Origin of the sequence: Mycobacterium farcinogenes, from assembly GCF_019739075.1 — a bacterium.
GTDB lineage: Bacteria > Actinomycetota > Actinomycetes > Mycobacteriales > Mycobacteriaceae > Mycobacterium > Mycobacterium senegalense.
This window is the reverse complement of record NZ_CP081673.1, coordinates 5,970,190-5,996,694: the sequence shown is the minus strand read 5'-3', so window position 1 is coordinate 5,996,694 and position 26,505 is coordinate 5,970,190. Positions and strand designations below refer to the sequence as shown.

Annotated in this window: 25 protein-coding genes; 12 read left to right on the top strand and 13 right to left on the bottom strand. The window is 65.8% G+C overall.

Annotated elements, in window-relative coordinates:
- Positions 1–48: 48 nt before the first annotated feature.
- A complete protein-coding gene (locus K6L26_RS28675) occupies positions 49–1,419 on the bottom strand; it encodes a sulfatase family protein (RefSeq protein WP_221852244.1) in 1,371 nt (456 codons plus the stop codon).
- Positions 1,420–1,531: 112 nt separating this feature from the next.
- Between K6L26_RS28675 and K6L26_RS28670 the strand changes: the two genes are divergently transcribed.
- On the top strand, positions 1,532–2,254 hold the full coding sequence (locus K6L26_RS28670; RefSeq protein WP_065063243.1) for a TetR/AcrR family transcriptional regulator: 723 nt from the start codon (positions 1,532–1,534) through the stop codon (positions 2,252–2,254).
- Here K6L26_RS28670 and K6L26_RS28665 read toward each other — a convergent pair.
- Genes K6L26_RS28665 through K6L26_RS28655 form a run of 3 tightly spaced genes read right to left on the bottom strand, consistent with a single transcriptional unit; the run spans position 2,251 to position 5,203 of the window.
- Positions 2,251–3,678: an FAD-dependent oxidoreductase gene (locus K6L26_RS28665; RefSeq protein ID WP_221852242.1), complete on the bottom strand. Its 1,428-nt coding sequence runs from the start codon at positions 3,676–3,678 to the stop codon at positions 2,251–2,253. The genes K6L26_RS28670 and K6L26_RS28665 overlap by 4 nt on opposite strands.
- Positions 3,678–4,676: an AurF N-oxygenase family protein gene (locus K6L26_RS28660; protein ID WP_372516458.1), complete on the bottom strand. Its 999-nt coding sequence runs from the start codon at positions 4,674–4,676 to the stop codon at positions 3,678–3,680. Before K6L26_RS28660 ends, K6L26_RS28665 begins: the two co-directional genes overlap by 1 nt.
- A gap of 44 nt (positions 4,677–4,720) precedes the next feature.
- Positions 4,721–5,203, bottom strand: coding sequence for a hypothetical protein (locus K6L26_RS28655; RefSeq protein WP_064897960.1), 483 nt, complete (start codon positions 5,201–5,203; stop codon positions 4,721–4,723).
- Between the two features lie 58 nt (positions 5,204–5,261).
- On the opposite strand from K6L26_RS28655, the gene K6L26_RS28650 reads away from it, so the two are divergent.
- On the top strand, positions 5,262–5,936 hold the full coding sequence (locus K6L26_RS28650) for a phosphatase PAP2 family protein (protein WP_435405352.1): 675 nt from the start codon (positions 5,262–5,264) through the stop codon (positions 5,934–5,936).
- Here the strand turns inward: K6L26_RS28650 and K6L26_RS28645 are convergent.
- Positions 5,890–7,353, bottom strand: a complete 1,464-nt coding sequence (locus K6L26_RS28645; protein WP_221852240.1) for a bifunctional phosphatase PAP2/diacylglycerol kinase family protein — start codon at positions 7,351–7,353, stop codon at positions 5,890–5,892. The two genes, K6L26_RS28650 and K6L26_RS28645, sit on opposite strands and share 47 nt — an antisense overlap.
- Positions 7,354–7,431: 78 nt before the next feature.
- Between K6L26_RS28645 and K6L26_RS28640 the strand changes: the two genes are divergently transcribed.
- Entirely contained in the window at positions 7,432–8,085 is a 654-nt protein-coding gene (locus K6L26_RS28640; protein ID WP_019345557.1) for a L,D-transpeptidase family protein, read from the top strand.
- Between the two features lie 3 nt (positions 8,086–8,088).
- On the opposite strand, the gene K6L26_RS28635 is transcribed toward K6L26_RS28640, so the two are convergent.
- Both K6L26_RS28635 and K6L26_RS28630 read right to left on the bottom strand, forming a co-directional pair.
- Entirely contained in the window at positions 8,089–8,547 is a 459-nt protein-coding gene (locus K6L26_RS28635; protein ID WP_174682946.1) for a nuclear transport factor 2 family protein, read from the bottom strand.
- 39 nt (positions 8,548–8,586) lie between these two features.
- Positions 8,587–10,089 carry an FAD-dependent oxidoreductase gene (locus K6L26_RS28630; protein WP_221852238.1) on the bottom strand — a complete coding sequence of 501 codons (1,503 nt, stop codon included), beginning with the start codon at positions 10,087–10,089 and terminating at the stop codon, positions 8,587–8,589.
- A 130-nt stretch (positions 10,090–10,219) separates the two neighbouring features.
- Between K6L26_RS28630 and K6L26_RS28625 the strand changes: the two genes are divergently transcribed.
- The 3 genes from K6L26_RS28625 to K6L26_RS28615 all read left to right on the top strand — a co-directional run bounded on the left by K6L26_RS28625 (position 10,220) and on the right by K6L26_RS28615 (position 13,573).
- Positions 10,220–12,046 carry an Hsp70 family protein gene (locus K6L26_RS28625; protein WP_221852236.1) on the top strand — a complete coding sequence of 609 codons (1,827 nt, stop codon included), beginning with the start codon at positions 10,220–10,222 and terminating at the stop codon, positions 12,044–12,046.
- Positions 12,047–12,157: 111 nt separating this feature from the next.
- Entirely contained in the window at positions 12,158–12,607 is a 450-nt protein-coding gene (locus tag K6L26_RS28620) for a cupin domain-containing protein (protein ID WP_064897972.1), read from the top strand.
- 87 nt (positions 12,608–12,694) lie between these two features.
- Positions 12,695–13,573, top strand: coding sequence for a glycoside hydrolase family 16 protein (locus K6L26_RS28615; protein WP_036389548.1), 879 nt, complete (start codon positions 12,695–12,697; stop codon positions 13,571–13,573).
- Positions 13,574–13,645: 72 nt separating this feature from the next.
- Here K6L26_RS28615 and K6L26_RS28610 read toward each other — a convergent pair whose 3' ends face one another.
- Genes K6L26_RS28610 through K6L26_RS28595 form a run of 4 tightly spaced genes read right to left on the bottom strand, consistent with a single transcriptional unit; the run spans position 13,646 to position 18,023 of the window.
- The gene (locus K6L26_RS28610) at positions 13,646–14,659 is read right to left on the bottom strand and encodes a zinc-binding dehydrogenase (protein ID WP_221852235.1); all 1,014 of its coding nucleotides are present in this window, start codon (positions 14,657–14,659) and stop codon (positions 13,646–13,648) included.
- Positions 14,635–16,230, bottom strand: a complete 1,596-nt coding sequence (gene phnE / locus K6L26_RS28605; RefSeq protein ID WP_221852233.1) for a phosphonate ABC transporter, permease protein PhnE — start codon at positions 16,228–16,230, stop codon at positions 14,635–14,637. Before phnE ends, K6L26_RS28610 begins: the two co-directional genes overlap by 25 nt.
- Entirely contained in the window at positions 16,227–17,039 is an 813-nt protein-coding gene (gene phnC, locus K6L26_RS28600) for a phosphonate ABC transporter ATP-binding protein (RefSeq protein WP_064897976.1), read from the bottom strand. Before phnC ends, phnE begins: the two co-directional genes overlap by 4 nt.
- Positions 17,040–17,045: 6 nt before the next feature.
- Complete coding sequence (locus tag K6L26_RS28595; protein ID WP_085142482.1) at positions 17,046–18,023, bottom strand: phosphate/phosphite/phosphonate ABC transporter substrate-binding protein; 978 nt, start codon at positions 18,021–18,023, stop codon at positions 17,046–17,048.
- Positions 18,024–18,200: 177 nt separating this feature from the next.
- Between K6L26_RS28595 and K6L26_RS28590 the strand changes: the two genes are divergently transcribed.
- The gene (locus tag K6L26_RS28590; RefSeq protein WP_109756694.1) at positions 18,201–18,917 is read left to right on the top strand and encodes a GntR family transcriptional regulator; all 717 of its coding nucleotides are present in this window, start codon (positions 18,201–18,203) and stop codon (positions 18,915–18,917) included.
- Positions 18,918–18,976: 59 nt separating this feature from the next.
- On the opposite strand, the gene K6L26_RS28585 is transcribed toward K6L26_RS28590, so the two are convergent.
- Complete coding sequence (locus tag K6L26_RS28585) at positions 18,977–20,308, bottom strand: hypothetical protein (protein ID WP_085142484.1); 1,332 nt, start codon at positions 20,306–20,308, stop codon at positions 18,977–18,979.
- A gap of 302 nt (positions 20,309–20,610) precedes the next feature.
- Between K6L26_RS28585 and K6L26_RS28580 the strand changes: the two genes are divergently transcribed.
- Positions 20,611–21,465: a helix-turn-helix domain-containing protein gene (locus K6L26_RS28580; RefSeq protein WP_085142486.1), complete on the top strand. Its 855-nt coding sequence runs from the start codon at positions 20,611–20,613 to the stop codon at positions 21,463–21,465.
- A gap of 29 nt (positions 21,466–21,494) precedes the next feature.
- Here the strand turns inward: K6L26_RS28580 and K6L26_RS28575 are convergent, their stop codons facing one another.
- A complete protein-coding gene (locus tag K6L26_RS28575) occupies positions 21,495–22,349 on the bottom strand; it encodes a helix-turn-helix transcriptional regulator (protein WP_080989592.1) in 855 nt (284 codons plus the stop codon).
- Between the two features lie 258 nt (positions 22,350–22,607).
- On the opposite strand from K6L26_RS28575, the gene K6L26_RS28570 reads away from it, so the two are divergent.
- From K6L26_RS28570 to K6L26_RS28555, 4 genes are all read left to right on the top strand, one after another.
- Positions 22,608–23,291 (top strand): VldE C-terminal domain-containing protein, encoded by a 684-nt coding sequence (locus tag K6L26_RS28570; protein ID WP_036389542.1) that lies wholly within the window; start codon positions 22,608–22,610, stop codon positions 23,289–23,291.
- Positions 23,292–23,348: 57 nt separating this feature from the next.
- Positions 23,349–24,260 (top strand): hypothetical protein, encoded by a 912-nt coding sequence (locus tag K6L26_RS28565; protein WP_065063449.1) that lies wholly within the window; start codon positions 23,349–23,351, stop codon positions 24,258–24,260.
- A 26-nt stretch (positions 24,261–24,286) separates the two neighbouring features.
- Positions 24,287–26,107: an ABC transporter ATP-binding protein gene (locus K6L26_RS28560; protein ID WP_245008655.1), complete on the top strand. Its 1,821-nt coding sequence runs from the start codon at positions 24,287–24,289 to the stop codon at positions 26,105–26,107.
- 144 nt (positions 26,108–26,251) lie between these two features.
- Entirely contained in the window at positions 26,252–26,461 is a 210-nt protein-coding gene (locus K6L26_RS28555; protein WP_065063447.1) for a helix-turn-helix domain-containing protein, read from the top strand.
- Positions 26,462–26,505 lie beyond the last annotated feature (44 nt).

Genomic DNA, 26,505 nt, shown 5'->3' with positions numbered 1-26,505 from the left:
GCGCCTATTCAGAGAAGCGTCAAGAGTTTCAGTTCATTGAGATGAAAACTATTGATGGGTATCGGTGATGCCGCGGTCGGCGGCGATCGCAGATCTGCTGGTGGCGGGGCGGCCGTGGATACTCAGATAGGTCTGCGTATAACGCTCGGAAATACGGGTGCCGGCGAATTCGGACGGTATGACGTCGAGGGTCTTCTGACGCCAGTCGTTGAGCAATAGCGCGAGGTTCTCGGCGATCGCCTCGGCTTTGTCGGTGGCACCGGGTCCGAGCAGGTTGTTGCGCTCAGTGGGGTCCGCGACGAGGTCGTAGAGTTCGCGATCGGGCCGGGGCTCTGAGACGGCGGCGCCGAGAGCGCGTCCCGGTGGGCTGTCGGCGATATCCCACGGCAGATCCAACAATGGTCGTGGCGCGTAATTCTCGATATAGCTGTATTCCTTCGTGCGGATGGCACGAATGGGGTCGAAAGAATCGTGATAGGTCTTTGTGGTGTACACCTCGGAGCGGATCTCCGCTGCTTCCGTAGTGGTTGTCGTGAGGTTGCTGGCGTGTGACAGTCCTTCGATGTCGTCAGGTACATCGACGCCGAGCAACTCGAGCAGGGTCGGCAACAGATCGACCCCGCTGAACAACTCGTCGTAGCGGCGCGGGGCCACGCCAGCGCCCCGCGGCGGCCGCACGATGAGGGCGATGCCGGTGCCGGCGTCGTACAGCGTCGACTTGGCCCGGGGCAGCGCGGGCCCGTGATCGGTCATGAACACCACCCACGTGTTCTCGTCGAGCCCGGCCGTGGCCAAGGCGTCGAGCAGTTCGCCGACTTTCGCGTCGGCAACCGCGATCGACCCGTAGAACTCGGCGAGATCACCGCGTACCTCGCCGGTGTCGGGCAGATAGTCGGGGACTTCGACAGATCCCGTATCCGCGGGTTCGTACCGGTCCAGGGGATACGGGCGGTGGGTCTCGAAGAAGCCGGTGGTCAGCAGGAACGGCTTACGCGGAGCGTCAGCCAACCATGCCGATGCCTGTTCGACGACGTACTCGCAGAACGAGTTCGACACGTCGTATTCGTCATAGCCGAGTTTCGCTGGATAGGACGTCTCATGCTGCATACCGAACAAGGCTGTGTGCCAACCTGATTCGGAGAGAATGTGCGGGAGTGTGCGCACCCCGGCACGGTACTCCCAGCCGTGGTGGGCCAGACCCACCAGTCCGTTGCTCTGTGGGTACCGGCCGGTGAACAGTGAGCCCCGCGACGGTGAGCACAGGGGCGCCGTTGCGTGCGCGCGGGTGAACAGGATCCCCTCGGCGGCGAGCTGGTCGAGGTGCGGGCTGGCCACGTCGGGGTGGCCGTATACGCCGAGGTGGCGCCCGAGATCGTGCCAGTGCACGACCAGCAGGTTCTGCTGTTGCGGCTCGGTCACGTCACATCCTTTCCGTCCACCCTACGACCGAACCGCCTGAGCTTGCCGACCGCAACCGTTTGGCTCACCGAGAGCTACTTAATCGCCGCGGGGTCATCGGTAGGGTGGGGCCATGCCGACCGCCACCGATACCGCTGCGGTCAGCGGCTATGAAGCCCGCTGGGAGCAGCACAACACCGAGCGGCGGGCCAAGATCCTGCAGGCGGCGGTCGCGCTGATCGAGGAGAACCCGCCGGGCGCCGATATCTCCATGGCGCGGATCGCCGACCGCGCCGGACTGGCGAAGTCGGTGGTGTATCGCCAGTTCACCGGCAAGGACGAGCTTGAGCGCCGGGTCCGGTCCTATGTGTTCGACGATTTCGCGGCGGTTCTCGACACCAACCTGGATGTCAGCAATGGCTCGTTGCGGGAAATCCTGACCCGCACCGTGGCGGCGGTGGCCGACTGGATGCTGGACCACCCGCGGCTTGACGAGTTCGTCCGGCGCGGGCCGACGTTCGACAGCGACGGCTCGCTGGATGCGGTCAGTGAGCTCAAGCTCCGCATGACCAGGCAATCCGAGGGGATCATCGCCACGATCGCCCAAACGATCGGCGTGGACGACAGTGCGTTCAAGACGGTCCCGTTCGCGGTGGTGACGATGGTGGAGGCCACCTTGTCGGCCTGGATCCGCGGCGCGGCGCCGGAGCGGTCACGGGAAGAGATCGTGACCCACCTGGCTGACTTCGGCTGGTATGTCCTGGACGGCGCAGCCCGCGCGAGTGGTCTGGACATCAATCGCGACGACGAGCTGACGTCGGTGATCGCCGCGCTGACCAACCGCGAGCCCGGCTAGGTCAGCAACCCTGCGTTGTAGTCGGCGGTCAGGCTGCGCACAGTCTCCTGGGCGCAGGACTTGTTGGTGCCGATGAATCCGGTTGGTCCGCGTTTGATCCACCCGGTGACGAATGCGCCCCGCACGCCCGTAACCCGGCCACCTTCGTGAGGCACGGTCGCTGTGGCGTCGTCGAATGGCAGCCCCGTTACCGGCCGGCCGCGATACCCGATGGACGTCAGCACCAGGCCCGCTTCGATGACCCGTTGGAGCCCAGTCGATTTCACCCGCGTCGAACCGTCGGGTGCGGCGATCAGCTCGTTGTGGACGAACTCGACGCCTTCGGCGGCGGACTCTCCGAGGATCGCGGTCGGCGACAGCAGGTACTCGAACACGATCCGGCGATTGCCCGCACTGCGCGGAGCCGCGCGCAGGATCGCGGCCCGCGGATCGGACTCCGGCAGGGTCCGCAGGTCCTCATCGCGGACGACGACGTCGACACCTGGTGTCGAACACAGCCCGACCAGTTCGGGGACCGTGAACGCGGACTGTTCGATCCCGCGCCGGCCGACCACGGCCACTTCTTCGATCGCGCTGTGGCGCAGCGCGTTCAGTGCGTGAGGAGCGATGGACGTGTCCGCCAGGCGGTCGCGGTCCATGGTGAGGATGCGTGCGACGTCGAGGGCGACATTGCCGTTGCCGACGACGACCACGCGACGGCTCGACAAGTCGAAGGTCCGGCCTGCGTGCTCGGGGTGGCCGTTGTACCAGGCGACGAACTCGGTGGCCGAGGTGACACCGGGCAGGTCGATGCCGTCGATGTCGAGGCGACGATCCGTCGACGCGCCCACCGCGTAGACCACCGCATGGTGCTCGGCGAGCAGATCCTCGTGGGTGAGGTCGGCACCGACTTCGACCCCGAGACGCATCTCCAGGCGTGGGTCGGCGGCGATGTGGTCGAACTGGCGCGTCACCCCGCGGGTTCGCTGGTGATCGGGTGCGACCCCGAATCGGGCCAAACCGTAGGGCTGAGTGAGTTTTTCGTAGATCCGAACCCGGGCGCCGGGAATGGTCAGCACCTCTTCGGCGGCATACATCGCGGCAGGGCCGGACCCGACGATCGCCACGTGCAGGTCGCCGGTGCGCACCTCAAGCGGCGGGACCACCGGAGCCAGGATCGGCCGAGGCCGGGGCGTGGCGTAGAAATCCGCGTTCAGTCCGGCGAACACGGCTTCGGCGCCGGTCAGCTTGGTATGCGGTTTGATCGCATCCACCGGACAGGCGGTCACGCACGCACCGCAGTCGACGCATTCGACCGGGTCGACATAGAGCATCTGGGCGGTGTGAAAGTCCGATTCGTCGGGGGTGGGATGGATGCAGTTGACCGGGCAGGCGTACACGCATGAGGCGTCGCTGCAGCAGGACTGCGTGATGACGTGGGGCATCAGGCCAGCGCAACCGCTTCACGGTCGGGCACCCCGCGGTAGCGGGCCGCCTCGCCGTCGATGCCGCAGCGCTTCCACACCCAGCGGCCGACCCGGTTCATCAAACCGAGTTCTTCGCTGAGCGAACGCATCTCACCGAAATAGCCGGCCAGGATCTTGCGGGAGTGCGGGCTGCGCCAGAACGCGTCCTTGATCACCTCGCGCGGAATGCCGAACTCTTCGCCGAACGATTTCGGCGGAGCCACGATCTCGTGGGCCAGCCAGCGCAGGGTCAGCGGGAACGCCACGCAGGCGAACGCCTTCATCCGCCAAGAGCGTTCCGGCAGATGGGTTTTGAGGAACTCATGCGCCCAGGAGATGTGGCGGGCCTCTTCGGCGATGTGGATCTGCATGGTGCGAAGCACCGCGGGCGGGATGTTGGCGCCCTCGCGGATCAGGCCCTTCTGGAAGTGGTCGATCGGCTCTTCGCCGGCGAGGATTCCCGCCATGAACGCCGTCGGCGAGTACTGGCCGACCAGGCCGATGTACGGCGAGAGCCGGCGGAACAGCGGCCGCATGCCGGGAACGTCCACGCCGCTGCGGTTGACCAGCTCTTGGAACATCTGGATGTGGTTGCACTCTTCGGTCATCTCGTGCAACGCGTAGCGGAACTCGGGGGAGTTGTTGGGCAGCTTCATGATGAACGCCATCAACCCGCGGATCAGGATGCTCTCGAAGGCCGCGCCGACCTTGACCGAGTTCAGTGTCCGCCAGCGGCCGATCTCGATCTGCCGGGCCAGCGGCTGGGCCTGGTACCACGCGGTCGCGCCCAGCGGATCGACGTTCGGTGAGAGCACCCACCGTGGATCGTCGAGGTCGATCGCCAATTCGGGGGAGTCCCACGCGATGTCCAGGTAGGGGTCGAAGCGGCGGCGCACAGAACCCTCGGACAGCGTCTGCAACAGGTCCTGGTAGTCCGCATCCAGTGGTGCGACAGGTCGGGTCGAAGCCATGGGCACAATTTACCGAGACTTTGGGTCCCGGTAAATACCGGTTTGCGGATTTACGGGTGGTACGGCACGCCAACCGCGCGGAACACGTACTCCGCCCCGACGTCGAAGGCCAGTGAGCGACGCGGCAGCGAAGCCAGGACGTCGGCCGGGATCTCGGTCTTGTAGTGCAGCGACAACTGGCCGCGGCAGCGCTGGTCGATCTGGGCCACATCGGCGGTCAGCGTGAGTCCGGTCGGGTCGAGCTCGGCGTGTACCGCGCCGAGCTGCGGCGCCGACCACGGTTGGTCGATGCTGCGACCGGCAAGCTTGGGCAGCGTGGACATCGTGGCAAGCGCGCGATGGTTGGTCAGCACCAGCGCGCCGGCGTAGCTCGCGACGCTGCCCGCCGACCGCTTGCCAGGAATGGTTCCGCTGAAACGCCTGGTCACGGGGACATACTCGGCGAGAAACAGGATGCCTTCGGCCTCGGCTTCGGCTCGCAGACCCTCCGGCAGAGCGCCGATGTGCATCAGCTTTCGCAGGATCAGTGCCATGTCTTCGACGGTAGCGCGCGATCATGGCAAATCGATTGGAGCTGGTAGAGATGATCTGGTGAAAACCCGGGACCGGTGGCTGATCGTGAGCGCGGCGGCAGCCCTCGCGGTGTATGCCGCACTGTGGCTCGGCTACCAGATGCAGTGGACGTGGCTGTCCGATCTCGACACGGCCGGGCTGGCCGTACCGTACCGGTACGGAACGGCACACCCCGCCTGGGTGACGGCGTGGGATGTGATCTGCACGGTGCTGGGCCCGTTCGCGTTCCGGTTGGGGACCGCAGTGCTGATCGCGGTCGCACTGCTGCGACGACAGCGGCGTATCGCGCTGTTCCTGTTCTTGGCCGTCGAGCTCAGCGGATTGGTGACCGAGCTGGCCAAGTTTTTGGTGGACCGTCCGCGGCCGGCCACCGCAATGGTGCACGCGCTGTCGACCTCGTTCCCGTCCGGGCACGCGCTGGGTGTCATGGTGGCGGTGCCTGCCCTGCTGGTGGTGGCCTGGCCGGCGATTCGCCCCGCGCTGCGAGCCTGGTGGGTGTCGGCCGGGGTGTTGACCATCGTCGCAATCGGGGTGGGACGCGTCGTGCTCAACGTCCATCACCCCTCGGACGTCGTGGCCGGCTGGGCATTGGGCTACGTCTGGTTCGTCGCGGTCTACCTGTTGTGCCCGCCGTCGCGGACAACCGTTACGGCAGCGGACGAAACACCGGCAGCGCCCGGTAGCGGACGCTGAAGCTGGCCTCGCTGAGTGCCTCGCCGACTTCGCCGTCATGGGCGACGGTGGTGGGGCCGTCGACGGCCACGAACCGGAACTCCGGCACCTGCAATTCGTGGTACAGCGGGCTGCGTTCCAGCCGGCCCAGCACCATCGCCGTCGCGATGCGTAGCCGGCTCAGGCGTCGCCCCGTCTCCAGGATCCGCACGTCGATCAGGCCGTCGTCGAGGCGCGGCCGCTGAGACGGGGCGAATCCGGACGGGAAGTACGTCGAGTTCCCCAGGAAGAACAACTCCGTCTCAAGGGTCTTGTCGTCGTAGCTGATTCGGACCGGGGCCTCCCGGCGCAGGGTCAGGTACAGCGCGTACATGCCGGCCAGTCGCTTGCCCATCCGGTGTTCGAGCTTCTCGCGCGTCCGCACATACTTCGGATAGGCGCCGATGCTGGCGGTGTTGATCACCATGCGTTCCTCGTTGAGGCACACCAGGTCGACGTAAGCCGCCGAGCCGTCGGCGATCGCCTTGACGGTCCGGGCTACCGACTCGCAACCGATGTCCTTGGCGAAGTGGTTGAACGTCCCGCCGGGAAACACCGCGAGCGGCACACCCGCCTCGACGGCGATGCCCGCCGCACACGCCACCGTGCCGTCGCCGCCGCCCACTGCGAGTACCTCGGTGCGTGCCGCCGTTTCCCGCAGCACCGCCTCGATGTCATCGTCGTCGCCGAGCTCGATGATCTCCGCTTGCGGCAAGGCCTTTCGGACATCATCGATGATTCGTGCGCCTGTCCCGTCGCCGGAGGCCGGGTTGATGACGAGTGCGACGCCGGCGCCGTCGGGCCGCGGATCGGTGCGGTACCGCAGCGGTTCGGAGCGGGGCAGTCTGGCGGCCGGGATGGTGGGGACGATGCGGGCGCCGAGGATGGCGATCGCCGCTCCGATGCCGAACCCGGCGAACACGTCGCCGGGATAGTGCGCACCGGTGGCGACCCGGGACAGGCCGACCAAACCGGCCAAGAGCGCCAGCGGCAGGCCCGTCGGTGCCGACTCGAGGCCGACCCCCACCGCGAAGGCCGCGGCGCTCGCGGAGTGCCCCGACGGCAGGGAGTGAGAGGTGGGCACGCGGCGGGTCCGTCGGGCCAGCGGAATCACGCTGCGGTCCGGTCGGGGTCGGCGCCAGATCCGCTTGGCCACCTGGTTGGTCAGCAGGCTGGTCACCGCCAGGCTGACCACGCCGCGGGCGGCGCCGCGGCGTACCGACACGCTGCCGACCACCCCCAGGCCCGCTGCGATGGCGAACCACAGCTTGGAATGGTCTGCGGCCCTGGTCAGCCGCGGCATCAGGCTGTCCAAGAGCGGGCTGGGTGATTCGGCGACTGCCTCGAAGACCTCGCGGTCCAAGGTGCCCAGTCCTTTGCCGATTGCACGCATGTCCATCCCGCCAACGTATCTGTCGCGACCGGATCGTGCTCCAAGCTTTATCCGGCCGAGAGGGGCAGCGGCGACGATGGACGGATGCGCCGACTGCTCGCCCTGCTGTGTGCCGGGGTGCTGGCATTGGCATGTGCGCCCACCGCCGGTGCCGTCGACCCGCCGTGGTTCGCGTCCTCGGTCGGCAACGCCACCCAGGTGATTTCGGTTGTCGGCGTGGGTGGTTCGAAGGCCAAGATGGATGTCTGGCAACGCGGGCCGGCCGGCTGGCAGCCGGTGGGCGCGGGGATCGACGCAAATGTCGGTGCGAACGGGATGGCGCCGCAGACCCACGACGGCGAAATGAAAACGCCCATGGGCATTTTCACGCTCGACTTCGCCTTCGGCACCGCACCGAATCCCGGCGGTGGGCTTCAGTACGTCCAGGTCACGCCCGACCATTGGTGGGACGGCGACATGAAGAGTCCGACCTACAACACCATGCAGGTTTGCAAGAAGGCCCAGTGTCCGTTCAACACCGACCCGAGCAGCGGGACGGAGAACTTGCACATCCCTCAGTACAAGCACGCGGTGGTGATGGGCGTCAACAAGGCCCGGGTACCCGGCAACGGCGGTGCGTTCTTCGTGCACACCACCGACGGCGGACCGACGGCCGGTTGCGTCGCGATCGACGACGCCACGTTGGTGAAGATCATGCAGTGGCTACGGCCGGGCGCCGTGATCGCTGTGGCCAAATAGCCGTCAAATATTCAGCGCGGCACCGGGTTCCAGGTTGAAGTTGAGCCCCTCCAGCGACAGGGTGGCGTCGTAGGTGCGGTCGTAACCGGTGGCGCTGATCTTCCAGCCGTCGGCGGTACGGCGGTAGCGGTCGTGGTAGAAGGCCGAGCCGAACAGCATGAAGTTCATGCTGGGGACGATCACCCGGTCCTGCAGGTACCAGGTGGCGGTGGCTTCGTCGCCGTCGATCTCGATCTCCGGGTGCGCGACGCGATGTTCGGTGATCACCTCCGGCCCCAACGAGCTCTTCATGTACTCGACCAGAGAGTCGCGGTCGGTGAAGTGCAGCGTCTTGCCCATGGACTGCCCGTAGTCGCCGGCGATGTCCTCGGTGAGAGTGTCGGCGAACTCATCCCAGTGCTTGGTGTCCAGGGCACGCAGGTACCGGTACTTGACTTGCTTGATGTCGTCGATGTCACCCATGCCCGACATTGGAGCACACCGGCCGCCGCGGGTGTGACGCTATGCCGAACGCGTGAGGTCGCGGGTGGCCGGGCCCTCGATCAGCGTTCCGTCCGGAGCGAATCGAGAGCCGTGCAACGGACAATCCCAGGATTTGTCGGCGTCGTTCCAATTCACGATGCCGCCCAGGTGGGGGCATACCGGTGACACCGTGCGTTGCACCCCGTCGACGACGCTGTGGGCCTGCAGGTGCCATGGCGGGCCGGTCACCACGCCGCAGTCCTCGGCCGCCGTGGTGCCCATCCGGGTCAGCGGGGTGAGCCAGCCCTTGGCGAGGTTGAACCCGACGGCCAGGTTGGCCTGTGCTGCGGTGGCGAGACCCGTCAGCTCGTGCGGGCTCCAGCTCGCGAAGGCCGCTGCCCAGTCCATGCGGCCGCCGAGGGTGCGGCCGGCCAACGCCAGCGCCGCGGCCACGCCGTTGGTCATTCCCCATTTGTCGAATCCCGTTGCCACCAGGATCTCGTCGTGGCCCGGAAGAAGCGGTCCGACGTAGGGAAGCGCGTCGACGGGCTCGTAGTCCTGTGCTGACCAGAAGTGGGTTTGCACGGCGCCCGGCCAGTGCTGCTTGGCCCAGGACGCCAGCTCGTCGACCGATGCCGCCGGGTGGCTGCTACGCCCGACCGGGTGGCCGGCGCCGCCCACGATGAGCAGTTCGCCGTCGGCGGTGGGCGCCGAACGTGTTGAGCGGGTGGGTGAATCGGTAGAGATGAACATGCCCCGGGTGATGTTTCCCGGTACCTGAAACGCCATGCAGTAGGACCGGTGGGGAGTCACTCGGGCGAAAAAGCCGCCGCGATCGAGAATCGGAATGCCGGTGGCCAGGACGCAGCGTTTGGTGCGGACTTCGATGTCGTTGCCCGTGCCGGTGTGCACCCGGAGCTTCAGGTGGTCGCCGTCGCGGCTGACGTGCTGCACCCGGGCTCCCTCGACCAGGCGTCCCTCGCGCTCGTGAAGCTCGGCGATCAGGTTGTCCAGCAACGGCATCGGGTCGAACTGGGCTTGGTCGGCCAGCCGCACGCCGCCGTGGAACGGGAAGGGCACGTCGGCCTCGTCGACCCACTCGACATCCAGACCCGCGGCCTGGCAGGCCTTCAGTTCGGCCTTGGCTTTGGCGACACCGTCGTCCGACTGCGCGTAGGTGTAGGCGTCCTCGCGCTGCAGGCTGATCTCGCGCTGCGCGCAATAGTCGATCAGCCACTGTTGGCCTTCGAGATTGCCCTGGACGTACTGCTGGGCCACCTTCGGTGAATGCTTGCCGATGATCTGAGACATCCGAGTGCCTTGCAGCAAGCTGATCTTCGCGGTGGTGTTGCCCGTCGCGCCCGCGCCCGCCGTGCGGGCCTCCAGGACCAAGACATCCTGCCCCGCCCGGGCCAGCAGGACTGCGGTGACGAGGCCGGTGATTCCGGCGCCCACCACGACGACGTCCGCGCTCGGATGGTCCTCGGTGAGAGTGGGCACTATTCGGTGCTCGGGGCGGTCGGCCAGCCACAGTGAGGTCATGGTGGTGGCTGTACCCGCAGGCAGGAAAGCCAAACGCGCACCAGTTCTCCTGATCGTGACCGTGCGATGAGCGCTGCGGCGGAGTGTCGGGCTGCCCCGGCGTCGCGGGACGGCTATCGTGGCGTCCGTTATGAGCGGCCCGTTGGGGTTGTCGATCGGGACCACCAACTTGGTTGCGGCGCGTGTCGGCAATCAACCTGTCAGCCGGCGTGCGCTGTTGACCTTGTCGACCGACCGGACGCCGCAGGTCGGCGTGCCCGCATCAGGTTCCGGTGTCACGCTGGGCGGTTTCGTCGAGCGGGTCGGCGACCCGGTTCCGCTGGTGGCTCCCGACGGTGCCTCCTATCCCGCTGACACCCTGCTGGTCGAGGCGCTCGATGCGATGGTCGAGTTGGCCGGTGGCCCCTCCGAGCAGCTGGCGATCGCTGTTCCCGCCCACTGGGGAGCGCCCACGCTGCGCGCCCTCCGCAACGCGCTACGCACCAATCCGACCTTCTCCCGCGACGGGAGGCCGCCTCGGCTGGTTCCTGATGCCGTCGCGTCCCTGGCCGCGTTGCGTGCCAACCCGGGGCTGCCGCCCAGCGGTGTGGTGGCGCTGCTGGACTTCGGCGGCGGCGGTACCAGCATCACGCTCGCCGACGCGGCCTCGGCGTTCGAGCCGATCGACGAGACCACCCGCTATCCCGATTTCTCTGGTGACCAGATCGATCAGGCGCTGCTGACGCATGTGCTCGACGGCGTCGCCCAGGCCGGTGGCATCGATCCGGCCGGTACCGCTGCGGTCGGTTCTCTGGCCCGGCTGCGCGAGGAATGCCGGCAGGCCAAGGAACGGCTGTCCGCACAGACCGCGACGGATCTCGTGGTGGAATTGCCCGGCTACTCGGCCACCGTGCGGGTCACGCGAACCGAACTCGAGTCGTTGATGCACGCTCCGCTGTCCGGCGCGCTCGACGCACTGGAAAAAGTGTTGGAGCGCAACGGGATCAGTTGGCAGGCAGTCTCCGCAGTGGTGACCATCGGCGGCGGTGCCAGCATTCCACTTGTCACCCAACGACTTTCCGAGCACTCACAGGCAGTGGTGGTGACGACGCCACAGCCTGCGCTGGACGCTGCGATCGGCGCGGCGCTGTCTGCTGCCTACCTCGCCGACGCCGATGCGCAAACCGGCGTGGCGCCCACACTGGGTGTGGCTGCCATGGTGCCGCCGGTCGAAATCCCTTCCGGCGCAGAGGGTTCCTCCACGTTTCGGGCGCTTGCCTGGTCGGAAGACGACGCCGGCGACGACGTGGTGCCGTATACCGGTCCCGATTTGGTGGACTCCTACGGTAGCGAGACCGCTGCGCGACCGGCCGTGCAGTACGTCCCGCCGACAGGGCCGATCGAACAGCCGAGCGGGGGCTGGCAACGGTTGCCGTTGACGGTGTTTGCGGTGGCTGCGGCGCTGGTCGTAGTGGCGATCGGTGGCGTGACCTATGCGCTGACCAGTGCCACCGGCACCGCACCCAGTTCAGAGGTCAAGCCGCCGGAGGCCAAACCGCTGCCCCCGCAGGAAGTGGCACCCAGCCCGGTCGAAGCCCCGCCGCCGGCCCCGGTGGCGCCGCCGCCCGAGCCCGTGACCCAGGCGCCGCCTCCGGTGACGGTGACCCAGGCGCCGCCCCCGCCGGTGACGGAGACACGCGTCGTCACGCAGACCACCACGCCTCCGCCCGTCACGACGACCACCACGACGACAACGACCACCACCACGACCACGCCGCCGACCACCACCACGACGGTGCCGACGACCACGACCACGACGACCAACCCGATGACTACGACGTACGTCACGGTGCCGTTCGTCCCGGTGCCGATTCCGATTCAGGTGCCGAACCGCGGTGAAACACAGCAGCCGTACCCGCAGCAGCCGCAATACCCGTACCAGCAGCAACCGCAGTACCCGTACCGGCCGTATCCCTGACGCTCCAGCCTGTGCGTCGGGACGTAACTCCCTGTGCCGCTGAGTATTTTGACGTCAGCGCGCGGTCTGGCGGGGCCGGCGGTACCTTCTGGGTCAAAACCGGGAGGAAAGATGAAGAGCATCCATGCCCTCGTCGTGGGCGCGGTGGCCACCGTCGCCGCAGGCGTGTTCGTCGCACCCGCTGCCGCCACACCTGCCGAAGGTGACGTGGTGCGAACTGATCTTGGTCAGGGAACCACCACAGCGCCGATCTGGGTGGTGACGGCAGGCCAGCCCATCACGTTGCACGTGCAGGGTCTGTTGCTCAAGCCCGGCGCCGCCAGCGGTTGGCACAGCCATCCTGGATGGGAACAGTCGGTGATCAACAAGGGTGCTGTGGTGGTGCAAACCGCGGCCAACTGCGCACCGGTGGAGTACGCCGCGGGCCAGGCCGTGGTGATTCCGGCCGGGGTCGCTCACCGGGTGTCCAATGAGGGCGGAGTTGATGCGGATGTCGTGGTGACTTACACGCTTCCCGCCGACGCACCGGTGCGGGACGACGCTCCTGCCGCATGTCCCTAGCTGCGTAAACGCAGCCGACACCACGAAACTTTGGGCAGGGGTCGGATATCTGGGTAAGAGTTCGGTTAAGGTTCAGCTGTGCCTGAGATGGATCGTCGCAGTGTGATGTTCATGATGGGTCTGGGGGTGGCAGCGGCTGCATTGCCTGCCGGGATGGCCAACGCCGACCCGGCAATTGGTGATAACCCGCCTGCGCCTGCCCCCGGAGCGCCCACTCCGCCTGCTGCCGCCGCGGCGCAGCCCACCTTCCTGTTCCAGGACGAGTTCAACGGCCCGGCCGGTGCTCCGCCGGACCCGACGTGGTGGCACCTGATCCCGGAGCGGGAGACCATCAAGAACCCGGTCGAGTGGGATAAGCCGTTCAACATGGGTCGCTACGTCACCGACACCGAGCACGCTTTCCAGGACGGCAAGGGCAACCTGGTGATCCGTGCGACGCGCGGTCCCGGCACCACGATCCAGGAGAAGTACGCCAGCGCCAAGGTCGTGGGTAACTGGCGCGGCGGCATCGGCACCACGTGGGAGGCCCGGGTCAAGCTCAACTGCCTGACCGACGGTGCCTGGCCGGCGTTCTGGCTCCTCAACGACGATCCTGTCCGTGGTGGCGAGGTCGACTTGGTCGAGTGGTATGGCAACCGTGACTGGCCGTCGGGCACCACGGTGCACGCCCGGCTGGACGGCGAATCGTTTGCCACCAACCCGCATCCCATCGACAGCGGCTGGCACACCTGGCGGATGTCGTGGACCCCGCAGGGCATGTACTTCTGGAAGGACTACGCCCCGGGCATGGAACCCTTCTTCGAGGTTCCGGCAAACTCGTTGGACGACTGGCCTTTCAACGATCCGGGTTACACCATGGTGCCGGTGTTCAACATCGCCGTCGGCGGCTCGGGTGGCCGTGACCCGAGCGGTGGTAGCTACCCTGCCGAGATGCTGGTCGATTGGATCCGCGTCTTCCAGGGCTGAGTTCTGTGCGCCGAGAGTTGGCTTATGTGCGAGATTCCGCGAGAATTTCGTACCCAAGCCAACTTTCGGCGTTCAAGGGGTGACGGCCGTGCGCAACTTCCCCGATGGCGGCGTGCGCAGCGCCGTCTCGATGTCCTCGAGCGGCACCGGCGCGACCACGAGCGATTCCCACGGATAGCGCTCACGGGTGCGGTCGAGAAATTCCACCGCCTGGTGTAGGTGCCGGGGCTCGTAGTTGTGTACACCGGTGATGGTCAGCCAGTGTCGGACAACGGTTTCCGGATCCACCGATAGCGGCGGGCCGGGGGTGACCGACCCGGCCAGCACCAGGGTGCCGCCGATGTCGAGTCGGCCCAGCGCTTCTGACACGGCCGCGGTCGAGCCGGTGTAGTCGATCGCCACGTCCACCGGACCATGGTCAGAGACGAGCCCGCCGAACCGTGCCGCCAATGCCATCCGATCAGGGTTGCGGTCGATCACCTGAACTTCGGCGCCGGCGCTGGCACATGCCGCGACCGCGGTGAGGCCGAGCATGCCCGCGCCGTTGATGAGTACCCGTCTTTCCTTCAAATCGCCCGCTGCCTCCAAGGTGGCCATCACCGTCGCGGTGGCACACGCGGCGGGTGCGGCGACCGCGTCGGGCAGCGTGCCGGGAACGGCTGCGATGGTCGTGCCCCGGGGCAAAACCACATGTGCGGCATAGGAACCCGACAACGGCCAGTCCCCGTCGAACGGCTCATGGCCCACCTTGCGCACTGACAAGCATTTGGCGCTGAGCCCGGACCGGCATCTGCTGCAGCTACCGCAGACCACGGTTACCGACCAGATAACGCGTTGCCCGACTTGCGCATCCGCTCCCGGACCGACGGCGACGACGTCCCCGACCGCTTCGTGTCCGAGTACCGACGGGCACGGGGCGGGGCGGCGACCCATGACGGTGTGCAGATCGCTGCCGCACACCGTGGCCAGCCGGACCCGAACCAGGACTTCACCGTCGCCGAGTTCGGGGACCGGTACCGTCCGCATGTCGACGCCGGAGCCGGTCCACACCGCGGCCGCAGTCACACGAGGCGAGATCGGATCCATCCGGACATCCTTTCGATGGCGTAGACGATGACGAAGATGACCAGGACGATCGCTCCGGCGACATCGAAGTTCAGGGTGCGGATCGACTCGAACAACAGATAGCCGACACCGCCGGCGCCGACGATGCCCAGGATGGTCGAGGTCCGCACGTTGACGTCGAACAGGTAGAGACTGGACCCGACCATTGCCGGCATGGCTTGCGGAATCACCGCGGAGAACAACGTCTTCCACCAGCCGCCACCCACGGAGTGAACGGCTTCCAGCGGTCCCGGATCGATCTCCTCGACCGCGTCGGCGACGAGTTTCGCCAGGAATCCGATGGAGCCGATGGCCAATGCGCAGGTACCGGCGATCGGTCCTAGACCCAGCGCCGCGACGAACACCACGGCCAGGATCAGTTCGGGTACGGCCCGCACCAACAGGATCCAACCGCGGGCCAGCCAGTAGACCACAGGGTGCGGGGTGACGTTGCGGGCGGCCAGGATGCCGACCGGGATCGACAGGACGACGCCGATGGCGGTGGACACCACGCCGATCGCGACGGTTTGGCCTGCCGCCGCGAACAATTCGCCGCCCAGCGCGGAGAAGTTGGGCGGGATCATCCGGGTGAACACCTCAACCGCCGGGCCCACCCAGGTCACCAGGGACACCGGGTTGATCTTCAACACCACCAACGCCGACACAGAGACCGCGATCAGTCCACCACCGAACACGAATCGTGCGATGCGTTCCCGGGACGGGTTTGCTTGCGCGGAATCCAGCAGCATTCGCCGGATGACGATGGACAGCAGCTCCATGGCGGCGATGATCGCCAGGATGACGCAGGCGATGCCGAGGGCTCGCGGATAGATCAAGCCGCGCAACGCATCCTGCAACGCGAAGCCGATGCCACCGGCACCGACGAAGCCGAGCACCACCGACATACGCAGGTTGATGTCGATGCGGTAGATGAACGTGGCGATCCAGGAGGGGATGGCCTGGGGGACGACAGCGTTGAGCATCTCGCGGAAGTATCCGACGCCGGTGCTGCGCACCGCCTCGCGCGGACCCGGGTCGGTCTGCTCGATGGCATCGGCGAACACCTTGCCGAGCATTCCGATGGAATGCAGTCCCAACGCGAGAATGCCGGGAAGCACACCGATTCCGAGCGCCCGGACCAACAAAACAGCGAACAGCAGGTCGGGCATGGCCCGGCAGAACGTGATGATGGCCCGGGCCACGGCCTGCACCGCCGGGTGCGGCGTGGTGTTGCGAGCAGCCAGAAAGGCCAGCGGCACCGAGGCGATCGCTGCGAGCACCGTACCCAGTACGGCCATCAACAAGGTCTCGACGGCCAGTCCGCCGATGCGTCCCGGATCATCCAGCCGCGGCGGGAACATGCGCTCCAACAGGGCGACGACTTCGTCGACGCCGTCGAGCAGGGTTGCCGGGGCGAAGTCGATGGACCAGGCCGCGACGATGGTGGCCAGCACTGCCGCCACCGTGACCAGGTGCAGCAGCCCGGGCAGGGCCCTGCGGTCGGTTGGCGGAGGCGCCGAGGGTGTGGGCCGCTCGGTGACGTCGGTGCTCACGAGGGCCGCGCCGCCGAACGGGCCGCGGGGTCGACGCGTTGGTAGATCTCCATGACGTCGTCGCGGGTCATCCCGACGGCGGGCCGGTCGAGGATCTTCTGGCCGTTGCGCAAGCCGACCAGGCGGTGTGCCCAGCCGAGTGCGAGATCCACTTGGTGCAGAGTGCACACCACGGTCAGCTTCTCCTCGATGCACACCCGGAACAGCAGATCCATGACTACGCCGGCATTTTCGGGATCCAGCGAGGCGACGGGCTCGTCGGCGAGCAGCAGGCCGGGCTTCTGCATCAGGGTGCGGGCGATCGCAACGCGTTGTTGTTGGCCGCCGGAGAGGGTATCGGCGCGGCGGTCGGCGTAGTCCGCCAGGCCGACCCGGTCCAGATGTGCCAGGGCTTCGGCACGCATTGTCTTGGGGTAGGTCAGTGTGCCGTAGCGGGGGAGTCGGAGCTGGCCGAGGCCGCCGATCAAGACGTTCTCCAGGCAGCTCAACCGCCCGACCAGGTTGAAGTGCTGGAAGACGAACCCCACGTTGCGGCGCAGCGCCCGCAACTGTCTGGCCGAGGCGGTATCGACGTGGGTGCCGCCGACCTCGACACTTCCGGACGTCACCGGGTGCAGCCCGTTGAGGCAGCGCAGCAGCGTGGACTTGCCCGACCCGGACAGGCCGAGCAGCACCAGCATCTCGCTGCGCCGCACATCGAGGCTGACCTGGTCGAGGGCCAGGGTGTCACCGAAGCGTTTGGTGACGTCGCGGGCGATGACGACGAGGTCGTCGCCGGCGACGGGGTGGTGGGGTCCGCCTGCGTTCATGGGTTGTCAGCCCTTGCACTTCTCGGAGCCGGTGACGTCGCAGACATGCCGCACACCGCTGTAGTCCGAATCCTCGACCGGGACGAAGCCCCAGGCGCGCTCATCGGTGATTCGGCAGGCGTCACCCTGGCAGAAGCCCTCGGCCTCAAGGTTCGTCACGTTCACCTTGTCGGCGAAGAGGGTCTTGAGCTTGCCGACCGCCTCGGGGCCCAGGGAGTCGTTGGCGGCGAACACCGACCCGGCGATCATCTCCGACTTCCACACCGTCTTGAGCTGACCGGGCTTGAGATCGCCCTTGGCGACCATGGTCTTGTCGACCATGGTGTCGAAGGCGAAGCCGGCATCGCAGTCACCGTTGGCGATGGCCAGGGCCGAGGAGTCGTGTCCACCGGCGAAGATCGGGGACATCGCCTTGGACAGATCACCTTCGGATCCGGATTTGATCACACCGGCCTCGATCAGCCCGGCGGTCGGGTAGAGGAACCCCGACGTCGAACTCGGGTCGACGAAGCAGACCTTCTTGCCGGCGAAGTCCTTGAGGCCGTTGATATTCGCCTCATCCGCGCGGGCTAGACCGTAGGACTGGTAGCCGGGCTTGGCGCCCTGCTCCTGAATCACCGCGCCGACCGGGGTGATCTTGGCCCCGTTGACGCCGGCGACCACGTAAGCGAACGGGCCGAAGAACGCGAGGTCGACGTTGTTGGCGATGATGCCCTCGACCACGCCGGCATAGTCGGAGGCCTGGACGAACTCGACCTTGGAGCCGGTCTCCTTCTCCAACAACTTGATCAGCGGCTCGTAGCTGGCCTTGAGATCGGTGGAGTTCTCGGCCGGGATCGCGGCCAGCGTCAGCGTTTCAGGGAAGCCCTGGGCGGTTTTGGCGTCGGACTTGTCGGAGCTCGAACAGCCCGACAATGCGAGCGCAACACAGGCGGTGGCTACGGCAGCGATACGAGCTGAGGTACGCGGGATGCGGAATGTCATGGCGCGTCATACCTTTCGGGCGGGGGACGGTTGGCGGGCAGCGCGCGAGCGGGGGTGCGCAACTGCCCTGCCCCACACCCTGTGGGTTGGTCTATACCAACGGGTGCATCGAAGTTGGCGAGGAGGTTAACAACACGGCAAGTCTTGGTCTATACCAAAGCTTGGTACGGTGGGCGGGTGGCGACAAGTGCCGAACCCCGGGTGCTCAAGCACCAGGTTGTCCGCGCGCAATTGGAGCGCCTGCTCGATGACCTGGAGGTCGGAGACGCGTTCCCGGCCGAGCGGGAGATCGCCGAGCGGTTCGACGTCGCCCGCGAGACGGTCCGCCAAGCGCTACGAGAACTGTTGTTGGCCGGTCGGATTGAGCGCCGCGGCCGCACCACCGTGGTAGCGCGGCCCAAGATCCTGCAGCCGCTGTCCATGGGGTCCTACACCGAGGCCGCCAAGGAGCAGGGCCGCAGCGGTGGCCGCATCCTGGTCGGCTGGAGCGACCTGATTGCCGATGAGATCCTGGCCGGGCAGCTCGCCATCGACATCGGCGCACCCATCCTGCAGCTCGAACGCGTCCTGACCACTGACGGCATCCGCGTGGGCCTGGAGACCACCAAGCTGCCCGCCGTCCGCTACCCGGGATTACGGGAAACGTTCGACTACCGGGATTCGCTCTACGCCGAGATCCGCAGCCGTGGAATCCATTTTGCGCGGACCGTCGATACCATCGAGACCGCGCTGCCCGACTCCCGCGAGTCGGCACTGCTCACTGTCGACAGTCGCACGCCGATGTTTCTGCTGAACCGGGTCTCCTACGACCAGGACGGCATTCCGATCGAGCAGCGGCGCTCGCTGTACCGGGGTGATCGGATGACATTTACCGCGGTGATGACGGCGCCGTAACGAGCGCGCACCGCAATCGACCCCCGCCCACCGCCGGGCGAGGGTCGATTGGGTCTGTGTTACTTGGAGCCTCCTGAACTGCTGGAACCGGTGCCCTTGTCAGAACTGGTGGCGGAGGCCGGCTTCTTCTCCGGTTTGGCGAAGGCCTTCTTGACGCTTTCGCCGATCTTCTTCGCTGTGGCTGAGATTCGTTCTCCGACTGCCGAAGCTGCGTTGGCGTCGGGCTTGTGGGTGGTGCCGAGAACGCCGGTCTGGCCTGGAACGGAGACCAAGCTTTCACGAACCAGGGGAACCGCGGCTCCCTTGGCCAGTTCAGGTTTGGCGGCCACGAGCGGCTCCGCGGGCGCTGATTCAGCTACCTTTGTCGCTGAATCAGACTCTGTGGCAACAGTGTCCACTGTTTGTATTGCCTCAGTCTTCGTCGCGGTGAGGGCTGGATCCGTCGAAAGCGTCACCGTCGAAGCTGCGGAAGCATCAGGAACGGTGGACGCCTCTGCGGGCATGAGTGCTGGCGGCGGTGTCGGCTTCGGCTTTCCTATCGCTCGTGCGATGGTTTCCGTAGCTCTCAAGAAGCTACTGAGCGGGCCGTACTTGCCTAGCATCCCGCTATCGCCCCAGGATGAGTATCCGTTCAGCACCGCACCGGCCATCACTGCCGGGAAGTTGACGGCAATGCTCGCCGCAGTCTCGGCATCACCAGCCTTGACCGCATCCACAAATCCTTGAGCGCTATCGGCCAGCGCAGTACTGAAGGTACTCCCTATGCCGTTCAGGAACGCTTGGCCCGGACTGACAACAAGACCCGGCAAAGCCGTGACAAATTTGCCAAAGTTTGTCGCTGTGCTGGTGGCGGCGTCCCCAAGTTGCAGCACTGCGACCAATTTTCCGAAGTCTTTTGCCGGGCTGGCGACCAGCGGATCCCAGAGGGTCAGTGCGGAGAATCCCAGTTGGCTCACCGGTGCGTTGATGAGCGCCAACCATGCATACGTGATCGCATCGTCAACCGCGCCCGCCGCAAGATAGCCGAAGGCCGTTTGGAGTCGAGTCACCGATGAGTACGGGTTGTTCGGATCCAACAGGTATTGCGTGGCGGTAACCAACGACTGCAAGATGGTGCCGACTTGCGTTGCATTCGCCATCCGATTGGCGAAGATCTGCTGCACCACTGCGCCGACCTGCTGCCAATCGGGATTGAAACTGCCGATCGGCTTCGTGGTGTTGGCGGTTTGGTTGGCGATGATTTGCCGCAAGATGGGGAAAGGATTGTTTGCGAACGTCTGGCCGAGGGCCTCGGCGTTCGTGGCTGCCTTCGTCAGTATCGACGCCCACGTGTCGAGCGGGTTGGTGAAGGCGGACAACTCAACGCTGGCCTGGATTGGAAGTGCAGGCATGTGTACTGCCGCTGGTGGTGCCGCCACCGGTGTGGCTGCGATGACGCTGGCGCCGACGAGGGCTATCCCCGCAGTCGCATAGGGCCGTAGAGCGAGGTTCAACTCGGTCTCCTTCGGATCAGATGAGGGCGTCAGCTGTGGCTGACCGCCGAAAAGTACGGCGTGATCCGCCGGAGCGCATTCACATTCTTTTGACTTTCAAAATATTCCGGCTAAATCGCGTTCCGAAAATTGTTCTGTGTCCGAGCAACGCGGGGGATAGTGTCGGGTCGACAGTGAACCGCTGCTCGAGAGTTGCTGGGATGCGGATGAAGCCATGGGACGGCGATCGGCCGATGACCCCACGCGTGGTGCTGGAGCATAAGGATGTCGCGGCCCGCGGGATGTCGTTCAACTTTGCAACGGAACTGATCGCTGAGCCCACGGATTGGTGTAGCTTCAGCGATACCCACCACCTGGTGTACGTATATCGCGGCGGCGCAATGCATTCGATGCAGACCGCCCTCGATTGGGGGCCGTCCGGCCGAATGTTGCCGACGGTGGGGGACATCTGGTGGAAACCCGTCGGCGTCCCATGCGCCGCCCTGGTCCAAGGCGATGTCGCGGGATATTGCGAGATCGCCATCCCGCGCCGCGTGATCGGTGACACCGCACTGCTGCCGCGGATCAAGTATCGAGATCCGTTGATGCACCACTTGGTCGAGGAGATATACAGCGTCGCCGACCGTGACGATGCGCTTGCGCGGTTGCTCACCGACTCGGTCGCTGAGACCCTGCGGCTGCTGGTCAGGGACAAGTACGCCGAGGCGCCGCCGAAGCAGCGTCAACACCGAGCCTTCGACGCAGCCACGCGCAGGATGCTCGTGGAATACCTCACCGACAGCCTGGACTCGGACGTTCATCTGGACTCCCTGGCGCAGCTGGCCGGGATGCCGGTCCAGGGATTCATAGGTGCGTTCCGGCGGGCCTTTCACACCACGCCGTACCAGTTCCTGCTCGACCTGCGGATCGACCGGGCCAAGACGCTCTTGCTGACGACATCGCAGACTATCGCGGAAATAGCGGTGTCTGTGGGGTTTTCGACGCCCAGCCATTTCGCCACCGCATTCCGGAGACGGGTTGGAATCTCGCCCAGTAGCTACCGTCGCCGTTCGTGATGAAGGCGTGCTCTGGCGTCCCTGTGCGATCAGATCAGATTGCGGTAGCTACTTGGGGACACTCCCACGCGATGCCGGAACGCGGTGGCGAAATGATTCGGCGTTGAGAAGCCCACCATGGCACCGATTTCGGTGACGGTCCGCTGGGTGTTCAGCAGCAACGTCTTGGCGCGATCGATCCGGCGGTCCAACAGGAACTGGTACGGCGTGGTGTGAAACGCATCCCGGAAGGCTTTGATGAAGTTGCCCACCGACATCTTCGCCTGCTGCGCAAGCGTTTCGAGGGTGATCTCCGAGTCGATGCTGTCCTCGAGAAACTCGATGAGCCTCGAGCGGGTAGCTGAATCCAGGACGTTGGCTCGATATTCGGTCCGGCGCGGCGGTGTCTCCGTGTAGTTGTCGGTGATCAGTAGTCGCAAGGTCTCACCGATGGAGTCGGTGAGTAGGCGGGCGAGTGCATCGTCACGATCGGCGACGTCGTGAAGGCGTTCGACCATCTGGTGGATCAGGGGGTCATGGTGTTTGACGCGTGGAACCAGCGTCGTCTCACCGAGCACGTGGCTCGGGATGGCGATCTCGCAGTATTCGGCGGTGCTTCCTTCGACCAGCGACGCACATTTGTCGCCGGCCGGCACCACCCACATATCGCCGACATCCGGTAGCGACTGTCCTGACGGACCCCAATCCAGATCGGTCTCCATCGACCGCAGGCGCCCGGCACGGTGCACGAAAACCAGATGACGGGAGTCGTCGAAGCAGCACCAATCGGTCATGGAGTCGATCTGCTCGGTGGCGAATCGCAGGGACATGCCGCGGGTGGCCATCTCCCGCTCGCCCAGAACGACGCGTCGAGTAAGAGGGCGGTCGTCATTCCACAACTTCATCGCCACACGCGTACCTCCTGCGCGTTTTCGGCAGCGTCAATCCGCAACGGAGCGTAGCGATGCGCAGGCGGGCGAGTGGATGTTTTCATCGCGAAATCCCGCGCCGAGTCGTCTTAGAGATTCCTTAGTTCCGTGACCAATTTGTGACTAATGACCTGCGTAAACACGCCGACGAAATGTTTGACATGTTTCTGAGGAAACTCGTAGATCGGGGGAGGGGTTGCTGCGTTGCCGTAGAAGTGCCCGTATGGTGCCCGTGTGGGCCGACACGCATTAGCCAGCCCCAGTCAGCGCAAACTGCCGGCTGTAGCGGCTGCGATCATCGCGCCAGTCGCTGCGTTCTTCGCAAGTGCCAGTGGTGTTCCTTCATCCCCGTTTGCCGATGCCGCTAAACCCGCAGTGGCGCCCGAACCGGCCAGTGAGGCGTCGTGCTGCATGGAGATCGTGGCCGCGTCGGCACCGTCTGCCACGACCGCTGTCGCGCAGACGGTGGGCCTGAGCGCAAATCAGGCGGCACCGGCTACCGCCTCCCGCTGGCGCGTCATCAACATCCCGCAGTTGTTGCCCGTCGGTCTCGCGCCGGAGCGCGGGCTGCAGGTCAAGACCATCCTCGCGTCGCGCGCCGTCAGCGCCGAGTTCCCCGAAATCCACAACATCGGTGGTGTCCGCCCGGACGCGCTGCGCTGGCACCCGAACGGTCTGGCTCTCGACGTGATGATCCCGAACCCCAGCAGCTCGGCAGGCATCGCGCTCGGCAACCGCATCGTCGCCTACGCCCTGAAGAACGCCGACCGGTTCGCCCTGCAGGATGCCATCTGGCGGGGCACCTACTACACGCCCGACGGCGGGGCCAAAGCCGGCGGCTACGGCCATTACGACCATGTCCACCTCACCACCAAGGGTGGTGGCTACCCGACCGGCGGCGAGCTGTACCTACGCTGAGCGTGTCACCTGATCAGGGCCCCGCATGCCCTCTAGATTCGCTTCGTGGCGCGCAGAATGTCGTTCCGCCGGGCGCGATCGGTGATGAGCGCCGAGATCGCCGCGATCCGTCGCACCGATCCTGACCTCGACGCCGGTGACATCGCCGGCTTCACCCTGCCGATCCTGGTGCGTGCTCTGGGCGTGATCGCCATCGGCCTGGTGCCGCTGCTGGTGGTGCGCAACGGGGAGACGGCGAACGAGCAGCTGGTCCCCGTGATCGGCTCGCTGGCGTTGGTGATCATCTGCGCTGCCGTGGTGGCCTGGCTGATCTCGATCGTCATCTCCGGGCTGGTGGTGATGATCCTGTACCGAACCCGGCCGGCGTCCTCCTCGCGGCTGGTGATGCGCATCCTCACCGACTCCTTCATGCGCATCGACGACTCCACCTCCGCGCTGATGCTGCTCGCGCTGCTGGCCGGTCTGCTCTCCCTCGCGTTCGGCCTGCCGACGCGCAGTGGCGACGAGTTGGCCAACTCGGTGCTCGACGACCTCTTGGCTGCGCAGATCGGAGTGTTGTTGGTGGCGTTGGGTTTTGCGTTCATCGCAGAATCCATCCGCTCGGCCGCCGACATCGTCGACGACCAGTCGCTGTTGTTGGCCTGGCCGTGGGCGTTGCTCATCGCCTCATTGAGTTGGGTGCTGTCCACCGTCGCCGGGCCGTTCGAAGCCACCCGGATGCTGACCATCCTGTTGCACGAGTGGTTGCCCGCCGTCGTCGACGGCAGACCCAGCGCCCAGGTGATCGCCGAACTGGTCCCGCCTTCGGCGCGGTGGTGGGTGGCGTTCGGGCCACTGCCGATCATCGCCGCGATCTGGGCCTACGAAGCCTACCGACGGGGCGGTTTCGTCGCGATCCGTCGGTTCTTCGACGACGACGGGCCTTCCGCGCCGGAGGCTCCCCGCGACAGCGACGAACCCGCGGGTTAACCTTCGCGGAAAAAGGGGGATGTCAGGTGTCTGTCGCCTCGGTGCTGCGCCTGGTGTGGCGCAGTCTGAGCATGCTCCGCGGGGTCTGGCGCGCCCTCGTTCTGTTATTCGTGATCGGGGTGATCGCCTCGGCGATGCCTTACCTCACCGTGGCCGTCTTCGGACCCATGGTTCAGGTCATCTCCGAGGCCGCGGACAGTGGAAACCTCAGTGGTGTATGGGGTTTGAGTGGCCCGCTGGTGGCGCGCCAGGATGGCCCGCTTCGTGCGCTGGCCAGCCCGGTGCCGTTCGCGGTGCTGTTGACGGCATGGGCGTCCTCGCTGGTGCTGACCCAGCTCATGTACTTCGTCAACGCTTGGATCGGCGCGTGGGTCGAGCGGGTCCTGGTGGTTGATATCCGCCAGCGCGTCCACGACCACCTGCAATCGTTGTCCCTGGACTTCTTCCTGGGATCGCGCAGCGGCGAGCTGATGCACCGCGTTATAACGGAATCCACTGCAGTACAACGACTTCTGACTGACTGCCTATTGCCACCACTGATCGATGTGGCGGTGCTGGTGGTGGTGATCAGCTACCTTCTGGTCATCTCATGGCAGATGACGGTAGCTGCGCTGGTGCTCACGCCACTGGCGCTGCTCACCCTCCGATTCGCCGGACGTCACGTGCAGGCGGTGATGCGGCGGGTGATGAACGCCGAGCGGGCGATGGCCACCGAGGTCGAACAGACGATCAGTGGGATCGCCGAGATTCAGACGTTCAACGCACAACCAATCCGCAGCAAGCGGTTTCGTGCGGTCTCGGAGGAAGCGGCGAAGGGATCGGCGGCCTCGGTGGTCTGGATGCAGGCCACCGTCAACGGCTCGCAGATCTTCGTCGCGCTGAGCACGGTGGTCGTTCTACTCGTCGGCGTCGGCCTCAGTGGCAACTTCGGGCTGACGTTCGCGGGCCTACTGGTGTTCGCCGGTGTGGTTCCTGTGATGTTCAGTGCGGCTCAACGGGTTCTCGGGGCCTACACGGTCTACCAGTCACTGGCGCCGAATGTGACGTCCACCTATGAACTGCTCGACACTCAGCCGTCGGTGCGCGAGGCCGCCGACGCAGTCGCACTCGGAGAGGTGCACGGGAACCTGGTTTTCCAGGACGTGACGTTCGGATACGTGCCCGGCGAGAATGTCCTCGACGGGTTGTCGTTCACGGTCGCCGAGGGGGAGACGGTGGGCCTGGTCGGCGGAATCGGGTCGGGCAAGTCGACGGTGTTCAACCTGCTGCTGCGGTTCCGCGATCCGCAGCTGGGTCGGATCCTGATGGACGGCAACGATATTTCCACCGTCACCCTCCACTCGCTGCGCGAACAGGTGTCGAAATTGGCCCAGTTCCCCTTCTTCACCAAGGACACCATCCGGGAGAACATCCGGCTGGCCCGGCCCGACGCCACCGATGCCGAGGTCGAAGAAGCCTGCGTCGAGGCGCACATCCATTCCGTCATTACGACGAAGATGCACGACGGCTACGACACGGTGGTGGATGTGCAGGTGCCCTCGGGCGGGCAGAAGAGGCTGATCGCGCTGGCGCGGTGTCTGCTGCGCCGGCCTGAGGTGCTGCTGCTCGACGAGCCGACCGAGAACCTCGATGCGGCTCAGCGCGCCTGGGTGATCCGGGTGATCCGTGACTACGCCCGGGACCGCACCTGCATGGTGGTCAGCCATGACCTGGATTTCATTGCCGCGGTAACTGACCGGATCCTGGTCCTCGAAGACGGGCGCATATCGCAGAGCGGTGATCACCGGACCCTGATGGCGCAGGGCGGGCTCTACAAGCGGCTGCACGAGGTGCAGAACAGGGCTTAGTCGTTCTCGGTTAAGCGTTGTATTTCAGGCATAAGTGCTTGACTGCGCAATGGCATGAATGCCATGGTGGTTATGCCTCATTTTTCAAGCATAGGGGTAGATATGGCTGTCCCACGTCGCACGAAACCATCGATGGACGTGCCTATGCCTGAAATTGCACGCATAGGGAGGCTCTTCGCTGAGCGCCGTGTCACGCTGCGCCTCACGCAGCAAGCCGTCGCTGACTTGGCCGGTGTCTCCCGCTCCAGTATTCAGTCGCTGGAGCGGGGAAGCGGTTCGATCAAGTTCGGTTCGGTCCTCGAGGTCGCTGAGGTTTTGGGTCTGCACTTCAAGGTCAGTGAGGCGGCGGAATGACGACTCCTGAAGCTCTCGATATGACCTCGACGGGGTGTGGCAGC

Excerpts from the sequence above, each read along its gene's own strand:
- K6L26_RS28610 (WP_221852235.1), bottom strand. The coding sequence starts at position 14,659 with ATGGATCCGATCTCGCCTCGTGTGACTGCGGCCGCGGTGTGGACCGGC.
- K6L26_RS28585 (WP_085142484.1), bottom strand. The coding sequence starts at position 20,308 with ATGCCTGCACTTCCAATCCAGGCCAGCGTTGAGTTGTCCGCCTTCACC.
- K6L26_RS28575 (WP_080989592.1), bottom strand. The coding sequence starts at position 22,349 with ATGAAGTTGTGGAATGACGACCGCCCTCTTACTCGACGCGTCGTTCTG.
- K6L26_RS28645 (WP_221852240.1), bottom strand. The coding sequence starts at position 7,353 with ATGGACATGCGTGCAATCGGCAAAGGACTGGGCACCTTGGACCGCGAG.
- K6L26_RS28670 (WP_065063243.1), top strand. The coding sequence starts at position 1,532 with ATGCCGACCGCCACCGATACCGCTGCGGTCAGCGGCTATGAAGCCCGC.
- K6L26_RS28630 (WP_221852238.1), bottom strand. The coding sequence starts at position 10,089 with ATGACCTCACTGTGGCTGGCCGACCGCCCCGAGCACCGAATAGTGCCC.
- K6L26_RS28555 (WP_065063447.1), top strand. The coding sequence starts at position 26,252 with ATGCCTGAAATTGCACGCATAGGGAGGCTCTTCGCTGAGCGCCGTGTC.
- K6L26_RS28640 (WP_019345557.1), top strand. The coding sequence starts at position 7,432 with ATGCGCCGACTGCTCGCCCTGCTGTGTGCCGGGGTGCTGGCATTGGCA.
- K6L26_RS28615 (WP_036389548.1), top strand. The coding sequence starts at position 12,695 with ATGGATCGTCGCAGTGTGATGTTCATGATGGGTCTGGGGGTGGCAGCG.
- K6L26_RS28635 (WP_174682946.1), bottom strand. The coding sequence starts at position 8,547 with ATGGGTGACATCGACGACATCAAGCAAGTCAAGTACCGGTACCTGCGT.
- K6L26_RS28625 (WP_221852236.1), top strand. The coding sequence starts at position 10,220 with ATGAGCGGCCCGTTGGGGTTGTCGATCGGGACCACCAACTTGGTTGCG.
- K6L26_RS28595 (WP_085142482.1), bottom strand. The coding sequence starts at position 18,023 with ATGACATTCCGCATCCCGCGTACCTCAGCTCGTATCGCTGCCGTAGCC.
- K6L26_RS28620 (WP_064897972.1), top strand. The coding sequence starts at position 12,158 with ATGAAGAGCATCCATGCCCTCGTCGTGGGCGCGGTGGCCACCGTCGCC.
- K6L26_RS28565 (WP_065063449.1), top strand. The coding sequence starts at position 23,349 with ATGTCGTTCCGCCGGGCGCGATCGGTGATGAGCGCCGAGATCGCCGCG.
- K6L26_RS28580 (WP_085142486.1), top strand. The coding sequence starts at position 20,611 with ATGCGGATGAAGCCATGGGACGGCGATCGGCCGATGACCCCACGCGTG.
- K6L26_RS28655 (WP_064897960.1), bottom strand. The coding sequence starts at position 5,203 with ATGGCACTGATCCTGCGAAAGCTGATGCACATCGGCGCTCTGCCGGAG.
- phnC (WP_064897976.1), bottom strand. The coding sequence starts at position 17,039 with ATGAACGCAGGCGGACCCCACCACCCCGTCGCCGGCGACGACCTCGTC.
- K6L26_RS28665 (WP_221852242.1), bottom strand. The coding sequence starts at position 3,678 with ATGCCCCACGTCATCACGCAGTCCTGCTGCAGCGACGCCTCATGCGTG.